9 protein-coding genes and 1 pseudogene are annotated in these 9,344 nt (G+C 58.3%); 3 read left to right on the plus strand and 7 right to left on the minus strand.

The features are described 5' to 3' along the window. Window positions 1-776 (minus strand): amidohydrolase family protein (locus AAC035_RS14110; protein ID WP_339805219.1); only part of this gene is annotated, 776 nt, incomplete at its 3' end. A 435-nt stretch (window positions 777-1,211) separates the two neighbouring features. Between AAC035_RS14110 and AAC035_RS14115 the strand changes: the two genes are divergently transcribed. Then, complete coding sequence (locus AAC035_RS14115) at window positions 1,212-2,240, plus strand: 2-oxoglutarate and iron-dependent oxygenase domain-containing protein (RefSeq protein ID WP_339805221.1); 1,029 nt, start codon at window positions 1,212-1,214, stop codon at window positions 2,238-2,240. Window positions 2,241-2,306: 66 nt separating this feature from the next. Here AAC035_RS14115 and AAC035_RS14120 read toward each other — a convergent pair whose 3' ends face one another. Next, on the minus strand, window positions 2,307-2,669 hold the full coding sequence (locus tag AAC035_RS14120; protein ID WP_339805223.1) for a VOC family protein: 363 nt from the start codon (window positions 2,667-2,669) through the stop codon (window positions 2,307-2,309). Between the two features lie 167 nt (window positions 2,670-2,836). Between AAC035_RS14120 and AAC035_RS14125 the strand changes: the two genes are divergently transcribed. Together AAC035_RS14125 and AAC035_RS14130 are read left to right on the plus strand one after the other, a co-directional pair. Next, on the plus strand, window positions 2,837-3,220 hold the full coding sequence (locus AAC035_RS14125) for a DUF2750 domain-containing protein (protein ID WP_339805225.1): 384 nt from the start codon (window positions 2,837-2,839) through the stop codon (window positions 3,218-3,220). A 42-nt stretch (window positions 3,221-3,262) separates the two neighbouring features. After that, window positions 3,263-4,750, plus strand: a complete 1,488-nt coding sequence (locus AAC035_RS14130; protein ID WP_339805227.1) for an NCS2 family permease — start codon at window positions 3,263-3,265, stop codon at window positions 4,748-4,750. A gap of 162 nt (window positions 4,751-4,912) precedes the next feature. Here the strand turns inward: AAC035_RS14130 and AAC035_RS14135 are convergent, their stop codons facing one another. From AAC035_RS14135 to AAC035_RS14155, 5 genes and pseudogenes are all read right to left on the minus strand, one after another. After that, window positions 4,913-5,701, minus strand: a complete 789-nt coding sequence (locus AAC035_RS14135) for an ABC transporter permease (protein ID WP_339805229.1) — start codon at window positions 5,699-5,701, stop codon at window positions 4,913-4,915. Continuing rightward, the gene (locus tag AAC035_RS14140; protein WP_339805231.1) at window positions 5,698-6,486 is read right to left on the minus strand and encodes an ABC transporter ATP-binding protein; all 789 of its coding nucleotides are present in this window, start codon (window positions 6,484-6,486) and stop codon (window positions 5,698-5,700) included. The genes AAC035_RS14135 and AAC035_RS14140 overlap by 4 nt, the downstream gene beginning before the upstream one ends. Window positions 6,487-6,571: 85 nt before the next feature. Next, complete coding sequence (locus tag AAC035_RS14145) at window positions 6,572-7,636, minus strand: ABC transporter substrate-binding protein (RefSeq protein WP_339805233.1); 1,065 nt, start codon at window positions 7,634-7,636, stop codon at window positions 6,572-6,574. Window positions 7,637-7,909: 273 nt separating this feature from the next. Beyond that, complete coding sequence (locus tag AAC035_RS14150) at window positions 7,910-9,112, minus strand: urate hydroxylase PuuD (protein ID WP_339805235.1); 1,203 nt, start codon at window positions 9,110-9,112, stop codon at window positions 7,910-7,912. A 3-nt stretch (window positions 9,113-9,115) separates the two neighbouring features. Then, window positions 9,116-9,344, minus strand: a pseudogene (locus tag AAC035_RS14155) (hypothetical protein); the annotation flags it as partial.

A 9,344-nucleotide genomic window follows, 5' to 3' on the forward strand; every position in this document is an offset into this window, starting at 1 on the left:
TGAAGCTGCACTCTCATCTGCTGGAAGTGGATTTTGTTGAGGGACTGAACCTCATCAAAATCCACTTCCAGCAGATGAGAGTGCAGCTTCAGACCATTCTCCCGGGCCCAGGCAGCCTGAACCTTCAGACCTTCCGGTGAACTGGAGTGGATCAGGCTGGTGGGCGCTACTACCAGTTTCTTCATGGCGTCGCCGCCGTCCTGATGGTGCAGCTTGCGGGTGTGATCCAGGCGGTTGAGGACCTGATCGATGGACTCCGGCTCGATGCCATGGTCAATCATGCCCTGATGGCTGCCCTGCTCGGTGGCATTGCCCCGGCACAGCACAAGACGAATACCTAGCTCTTCCGCCGCCTGCCAGACCACAGCCTCCAGCTCTGGGCTGGTGGTCTTGTGGTACAGGTAGTGATGATCCGCGCAGGTGGTGGCGCCGGAACGAATCAGCTCATAAAGCCCCAGCCGCGCGGCGTGATACATCAATTCTGGCGTGACCTTGGGCCAGAACCGGTAGGGCACGGAACTGAGCCACTCGCCCAGGTCCTGGTTCAGTCCCTCCGGTACGCCCTTCATGATGGACTGGGCCAGGTGATGGTGAGTGTTCACCAACCCGGGCCAGACCACGCAGCCCCGGGCATCCACCAGCGTTTCCCTACCATCGGGCAGCGGTTCAAGGTGGTTTCCGATTTCGGTGATCTTGCCGTCGGCCATGCGAAGGTCGGTGGCATTTGGATGTGACGGTGAAAACAGTCCGACCGCGTTGCGGATCAGATAGGCCATGACATTACTCCAGTGGGTTCATAGGTAATCCAGAGAAGATGCAAAAAGCCGTCCAATCCTGACCGGATGGACAGGTTGTGGTTTGCGGTCCATTCAGAAGCGAATTGGCGCACCACAGCTGTGCGACATAGCTGCCTTTGCACCGAACAGGCGCCTTTTCCGCGATACCTGATGCTGCAGATTTCAGGAAAATTCAATAACCACAGGGGTATAGCAAACCACTCCACGCTGGCATAAACCCTGCAGCATAAAGATTAACCAGGGCAACCTTACTAGGGTCGCCCGCGGTTGTGCTTGAGTAGAAGCAGTCAGGAGTTCCCCGTGAACTTCGGGTCATTGCTCAGCCTGTGACCGGGCATGCCCTGTTTCTGCCAGTTTGCACCTGTCTGTGCTGTGCTGCCCGGTCTTCAAACTGATTCTGATTTGGAGACACGCATGACAACCACTACCGCAACAACCCGGGAAACGCCCCGTTACGGCCTGAAAGAGCTGGAACTGGAGACCACGTTTGGCGGCTTTGGCAAGGAAAGCAGCCGTGAAATCCCGGTTATCGACATGACCGATTTCGATCAGCGTCGTCAGGAAATTACCGATCAGTTGTGGCAGGCCGCCACCGACGTGGGCTTTTTCCAGCTGGCCAATCACGGCCTGGATGTAGCTCAGGTGAAGCGTGCCTTTGCGCTTTCTGAAGCCTTCTTTGCGCTGCCGGAAGACCAGAAGCAACACTTTCCCCTGAAAGAAGGGCTGAATTCCGGCTGGGAGTTCATGTCCCAGGTGCGGCCCTCCACCGGCACCGCGGACCAGAAGGAATCCTTCCAGATCACCTTGCCCTACATGGATGACCTGTGGCCGAATCAGACGGTGGTGCCGGAATTCCAGCGGGTGATGCTGGACTTCGAGCACCGGGCCTGGCAGCTGGGCATGCAGGTGCTGTCCTGCTTCGCCGAGCGCCTCGGTTTTGACCGGGACTTCTTCACCAAGGCCCACGACCGCCGCAAACCGGATTACCAGAGCACCTTGCGCCTGCTGCATTACCTGCCGGTGGCGGATGCGGATCTGGAAGACGAAACCCTCTGGCGGGCCGGAGCCCACACCGATTTCGATTGCCTGACCATGGTGTTCCAGCGGGAAGGTCAGGGCGGCCTGCAGGTAAGCCCCGGCAAACTGGCCGAAGGCGCCGGTGATCAGCGGGAATGGTTCAGCGTCACCCCGAAGGACGAACTGATCACCTGCAACATCGGCGACATGCTGATGCGCTGGAGCGATGACCGCCTGAAATCCACCCTGCACCGGGTGCGGATGCCAAAACCCGGTGACTACAACGGTCCCCGCTACAGCATGGCGTTCTTCTGTCAGGCCAACAAAGAAGTGAACATCGAGGGACCGGAAGGTAAGTACCCGCCAATCACCGCCCGGGATTATCTGCTGCAGCGGATCCAGGCGAACTTTGCGGGCAAGAAGTAGCCCTGACACTGAAAACGCGAAGCCGGACGAGGGAACATCCGGCTTTTTGATCACGGCATGGAACCGCTACTGCGCCTCCAGTTCCGACCAGACGGCATACTCGTTGCCACTGGGATCGGAGAAATGAAATCGGCGACCGCCAGGAAACGCGAAAATATCCTGCACAATGCTTCCGCCCGCAGACTTTACCTTCTCCAGGGTGCTTTCAAGATTAGCGCTGTACAGAACCACCAGAACACTGCCGTTAGCGGTGGTGGCTACCTTGTCTGAGTGGAAGAAGCCGCCGTCGATGCCAGCGTCGCCAATGGCTACGTAGTCTGGACCGTAATCCACAAATGACCAGCCGAACGCAGCTTCAAAGAACTGTTTAGTGGCGCCAATATCCCGCGAGGGCATTTCGATGTAATTGATTTTCCCGGTTTCTTTCATATATTCCTCCTTGATAGTCATCAGCTCGTTCACTCAGTCAAGCATGGCGTCAGCGCCACTGCCTACTCTACATTCGTTCATCCAGAGATGGGAGCAGGGGACACAGCCCGGCCCTACGCGCTATGCTGCACCAAAATCAGGCGACGAGGTTTGCGGTGGAACAAAAGATGACCAACGATGAAATACAGGCAGTGTTGGGACTGAGCGGCGAGGAAAGGTACGACTACTTTCTAAGTTGCGTGGTTGAAGAGCGGGAGATCTGGATTCTGGTGAATGGCGACAACCGGTTTCTGAAGATTCATTCCGAAGATGGCGGTCTGGATTATCTGCCGGTGTGGCCCAGTGCAGACTTTGCACTTGCCTATGCCAAGGGGTCCGGGGATCTGGTGCCGAAGAGCCTGTCGCTGCCGGATTTCTTTCGCAAGTGGGTGCCAGGTCTGACCAAAGACAGCGTTGAGATAGGCGTGTTCCCGGGCGCTGACGAGACCATCTGGATTACCGAACCTTCCGAGTTGCAGAGCGATCTGCAGGACGAACTGTCCAGTTTCTGATGCGGGCATCCGCGTAAATCCATTCCGAAAGAGGTCTGATGCATGGCGTCTCAACCCGTCCGTTATCCCTGGTACAAAAAAGAAGATACAGACGCGTTTTTCGCGCTTTTCCAGAACAATATTGCCAACTTTGTCATCATTGCCATCACCATGCTGGGCATGGGCTTTCCGGCCAGCATTGTGTTTGGTCAGGTGTTGCCCGGGGCCGCCGTAGCGGTGATGTTCGGTAACTTCTATTACGCCTGGAGCGCTGCGCGCCTGGCCCGGAAGGAAAACCGTGAGGATGTCACGGCACTGTCTTACGGTATCTCGACGCCGGTGATGTTTGTGTTCCTGTTCGGCGTGTTGCTACCCGCCAAGACCCTGACGGGCGATGCTGAACTGGCCTGGAAGATCGCGGTAGCCGCCTGCTTTATTAGTGGCCTGATTGAAGTGATCATCAGCGTGATCGGCAACTGGGTACAGCGGAACCTGCCCCGGGCCGCCATGCTGGGTGCGGTGGCCGGTGTGGCGCTGACCTTCATTGCCGGTGAAATGCTGTTCAAGACCCTGGAAATGCCGGTAATCGGCTTGCTGGTGCTGGCCATCATTCTGGTGGGACTGGTGGCCCGGGTGGCCATGCCCTTCAATATTCCGGCATCGCTGTTCGCCATCATCGTGGGCACGGCACTGGCCTATCTGCTGGGCCAAACCGAAAGCCAGAACTTCTCGGAAGCCTTCACCCATATCGGTTTTTATCCGATCCTGCCGGGTCTGGCGTGGTTCGAGGGTCTGGGACTGCTGTTTACGGTCGGGGTGGCACTACTGACGGTTATCCTGCCTATCACTCTGTACAACGCCATTGAAACCATGAACAACGTGGAAGCCATGTCCGCCGCAGGCGACAGCTACAGTGTTCGTGAGTGCCAGGCGGTAGACGGTGTCGGCACCATGCTGGGGGCCGTGTTTGGTGGTCTGTTCCCCACCACGGTTTACATCGCTACCGTGGGTGCCAAGTGGATGAACGCGGGCCGTGGCTACAGCATGCTCAACGGCGCCGTGTATTTTCTGGCGACGATGTTCGGGCTGATCGCGTTTCTGGCAGCACTGATACCGGTGTCGGTGGTGGCGCCGATTCTGGTGTTCGTCGGCATGTCGATGATCGCCACCGCCTTCCAGGCCAACGATACCCGCTACTACCCGGCCATTGCCCTTGCCATGCTGCCGTACTTCGCCAACTACGTGATGACCCGCTTCAACCGCGGTGCAGGCGATGTGGTCAGCGATATTTCCGGGGGCATTGTGGTGCTGGGCCACGGTGCCATGTTCACCGCGATCCTGCTGGGCGCCATGGCGGTCAGCGTCATCGACCGGCAGTTCCGCCGGGCGGTAGCTTTCGCGCTGTTTGCGGCGGGTTTCTCCTTCATCGGCCTGATGCACGCACCGAAACTCGGCTTCTACGCCGCTCCGGACTTTGTGCACGGTTACCTGATGATGGCAGTGTTTTTTGCGTGGTTTGCATTTAAAGAAAAGTCGACAACTACTCCGTAGTCAGAATGAAAGCAAGCGGGTAGGTCTCACCAAAATCGTGCGTAGCCATGGATGGCGGAGCCGAGCGTACATGGACGTATTCACAGCGTATTTTGGTGAGACCTACCCGCTTGCTTGATAGGCACCAGTCTTTCAATCAATACCGCATTATCTATTCTATGTTCAGAACGCCATCTCCGCCCCACGAGTAGCCCACTTGGTCATGCGACGCTCGATGAAGGCGAAAATCTCGTACATGGCCACACCCATAATCCCGATGACCACCAGACCCGCGAACACCAGCCCCATATTCATGGTAGAACTGGCGGACATCATCAGATAGCCGATACCCAGGTTGGACGCCACCGTCTCTGAAATCACCGAACCCACAAAGGCCAGGGTAATGGCTACTTTCAATGACGCGAAGAAATAGGGCATCGACCGGGGCAGGGCCACCTTCTTGAGGATATCCAGCTTGCTGGCACCCAGGGAACGCAACACATCCTGCAGTTCCGGCTCCAGAGTGGCCAGGCCCGTGGCCATGTTGACCACCACCGGGAAGAAGGAAATCAGAAACGCGGTCAGAATGGCCGGCACGGTACCAATACCGAACCACACCACCAGCACCGGAACGAAGGCCACCTTGGGGATGCTGTTGAAACCTACCAACAGCGGATATAGGGCCTTGTAGATCACCGGGGACGAACCCACCAGAATGCCGAGAATCAGCCCGAACACCACGGCAATACCGAAACCGGTAATTGTGGTAAACAGGGTTTGCAGGGCATGCTGCATGATGGGTACCCGGTACTGCAGCCAGGCAGCCCAGATATCGCTGGGGGCCGGAAACAGATAGGTGGGCACGGTAAAGGCAAAGCACACCAGTTCCCAGAACAGGGTGAGGAACACCAGAAGTAGCCAGGGTGAAGCCTGGATCAGCAGTTTGCGGCGCTTGGCGGGTGACAGATTCATTCGGCATTCTCCCGGATACGGCCAATGTGGTCCCGTAACTCGAACACCAGTTCGGCGAACTGATCGCTGTAGGTCACGGCAATGTCTCTGGGTCTGGGAATATCAACGGGTTTGCGCACCAGAATGCGGCCGGGGCCCTTGCTCATGACATACACGGTGTCCGCCAGGAACACCGCTTCCCGCAGGTCGTGGGTTACCAGTACCACGGTGAACGGGTCTTCCTGCCACAGGTCCCGAACCATGCACCAGAGTTCTTCCCGGGTGAAAGCGTCCAGAGCACTGAAAGGTTCGTCCAGCATCAACAATGAGGGCCGGTGAATCAGCGCACGGCAGATGGACGCCCGCTGCTGCATGCCGCCGGACAACTCCCAGGGAAACTTGTCGCCCACGCCTTCCAGACCAACCCGCTTCAGCAGGGCACGACCCTGCTCCTCGAACTGGGCCTTTTCCTTTTTGAAGCGGTGCCGGTACTGTTTGACGATTTCCATGGGCAACAGAATGTTTTCCAGGGTGGTGCGCCAGGGCAGCAGGTTGGAAGCCTGAAAGGCCATGCCCACACCTTCCTGTGGACCGGACACCTGTTTGCCGTCCAGATAGACATAGCCGTCGCTGGGGGGTGCCAGGCCGGTGACCAGCTTCATCAGGGTGGACTTGCCACAGCCAGAGGGACCGACCACTGCAACGAACTCATTCTGTCTGACCGTGAGACTGACGTCTTCGATGGCCAGCGGGCTGTCTTCGTCACCATAGCGCATGCTGACGTTTTCAAATTTGACCAGATCCATCGGGTGCTCCGGTGGGGTGGAAGGGCAACCTGCAAAGCCCGGGTTCGTTTCCGGGCTTTGAGGTGCGGGTCTGAGAATGCTGGTTTCAGTCGATCATGCGATCGGCAAGAGCCGGCAGGTAGCTGCTGTCGAACAGCGCTTCCAGTTCCGGCTTCGGCTCCAGATTGTAGGAGGCAATCATATCGGCCAGCGCGCGCTCCATGCGGTCTGTGGTAACCGCACCCAGGCCTTCAGCACGGGTCTCGTCGGTAATGACGTTGGTTTCCAGTGCCAGCTTCAGGCGACGGGTTTCCAGAGCTTCGTCGATCAGCGCGTCCCGCTGTTTGACGTAGGCGATGGCAGCTTCCGGATCGGCGATGGTTTCCTGCAAGGCCTTGTTGAAGGCGCGGAGAAAGCCGCGTACCGCTTCCGGGTTTTCTTCCAGCAGCTCGTTGCGGGCAATGATGGTGTTGCCGTAGAACTCGACGCCGTAATCCGGGTACTTGAGCACCACGATGTCTTCCGGATCCACACCACGGGCTTCCAGGTTCAGCAGGCTGGTGAAGTAGAAACCGGTAATACCGTCCAGCTGACCACGGGCCAGCAGGGTTTCGCGAATGGCCGGCTCCACTGATTGCCAGCTCACATCGTCGACTTTCAGGTCGTTGTGACGGGCAAAGGCGGGCCAGGCCTTGCGGCCACCGTCGAACACCGGCGCACCCAGGGTTTTACCTTTCAGGTCCGCCGGAGTCTCGATGCCGGATTTTTTCAGGGCGAAGACCGCTGCCGGCATGGCGTTGTAGACCATGTAAATGCCGGTGACTTCGGTGTCCGGGTTGTTGGCGGTGGTTTCAGTGAGGGCGCTGTAATCGGCAAAGCCCATGTCGTAGGCGTCAGTAGCTACCCGGGTGACAGCGCCGGCGGAACCATTACCGGAATCGATGGTGACATTCAGACCCTCGTCCTTGAAGTAGCCTTTTTCATAGGCCATCAGGAAGGGGGCCGAAGGGCCTTCAAAACGCCAGTCGAGAGTGAAGCGAATATCGGTATCGGCGTGGGCGGCAGAACTCAGACCAAAGGCGCCAAACGTAGCGGCGCCAATGCTGGCGGTCAGGGTCAGGGCCTGGCCAAAACGTTTTACGATGCCCTTGCTCGGGTAATGTTCCTTCATGGGTACAACCTCGCTGTTTTTGGTTTCTCCCGTTGCACAGGCGCCAAGGCCCGTCCGAACAGGATGTCAAAGCTGTTACAGCAAGGGGCGTACCAGAGTTGGCGGTTTGCCGCGTAAAACCTGACCAACTGGTCTGTATCGCCGGGATCTGGACTCAGGTATCGACGAAATCAGTATTTCAGAGCAGATTCTGAAAAGAAGAGGCCGGCATCTTCGCCCAATATTCGGGCAGGGGTGCCGGCCTCTGCGTCATGATGGTGCGGTTCGTTCAGGCTATCGACTGGCATCCAGCCAGCGGCCAAGTTGCGCCCGTTCTTCCTCGGTCATGCCGGTGGTATTGCCCAGCGGCATATAGTGAGAATTCACCGCCGACTGGCGCACCTTGTCCCGGTGCTGCGCCAGCAACGACAGGTCGTCCAGGGCAATGCCTGCCGGTGCCGCCTGAAACGCCGGATGTGAAGGCTCCGCTGCGTGGCAGGCAATGCAGTGGCTTTCCAGCAGGGCATTGACGGTACTGTCGGTCACTGCAGCCTGTCCGCTGTCAGCTGTGCTGCTGGCCGGGGGTGACGGAGCGATGGCCCAGATCAGAGCAACGGTCAATGCCGCCGCAATCACCAGGATAGAGGGCTTGTTGACGTCCTGATGGCGCAGGTTGAAGTAATGGCGGGCGTAGGCGGTGATAAAACCGATGGCCGCCAGCACCGCCCAGCCATGGGGATGGCTGTACAGCAGCGGGTAGTGATTGCTGATCATGATGAAAATGACCGGCAGGGTCAGGTAGTTGTTGTGGGTGGAGCGCAGTTTGGCCAGGGCTGCCAGCTTGGCCACCCGCTCGCCGGGTTCCTCGTTGTTGGCTACCGCGTTCACCAGCGCCCGCTGGGCCGGGATGATGCCGAGGAAGACGTTGGCCACCATAATCGTTCCGATGACCGCGCCCACATGAATGTAGGCCCCGCGTCCGGAGAACACCTGGAACAGGCCCCAGGACACCACCACCAGAATCGCAAACAGCACCAGCCCGAAGGCCTTGCCGTTGGCGGACAGAGGGCTGCGAATCAGCGCCTCGTAGATCACCATTACGCCAAGCAGGCTGCCGAGACCGATGGCAATGGCCGCGCCACTGCTGAGCTGGGCTTTGGAGAGATCAATCAGATAGCCCGGTGAGCCCATGTAATAGACCACGAACAGCAGCAACATGCCGCTGAGCCAGGTGGCGTAGGCCTCCCATTTGAACCAGTGCAGTTCCTTCGGCATCTGCTCCGGACCCAGCTTGTATTTGGCCACTTCGTAGAAGCCGCCGCCGTGTATGGCCCAGAGGTCGCCCTTGATGCCTTTCTGCTTTTTCCAGTCCGGTGGTTCCCGCAGATGGTTGTCCAGCCAGACAAAATAGAAGGAGGCGCCGATCCAGGCGACCCCGGCAATTACGTGAAACCAGCGCACTAACAGGCTAAGCCATTCGCTGAGGTAGGCCTCCATCAATCAGGCTCCTTCAAGGGCAGTGGGTGAGACAACGGCGGCGCGCTGGAACTGACACTGGCCCGCAATGTAGGTGCGGGCGACAGCACGGTCGTCGCCCAGAATCATCAGGTTGAACAGGGTTTCTGCGAGACTGGTCTTTTGTTCGTGCTTCATGGCCAGCATCGGAATGGCCTGGTGGTCCAGCACCACAAAGTCCGCCCAGGTGCCGGGCTGGAAACTGCCGATCTCC

The organism is uncultured Marinobacter sp. (assembly GCF_963974375.1).
In the GTDB taxonomy this organism is placed as follows: Bacteria; Pseudomonadota; Gammaproteobacteria; order Pseudomonadales; family Oleiphilaceae; genus Marinobacter.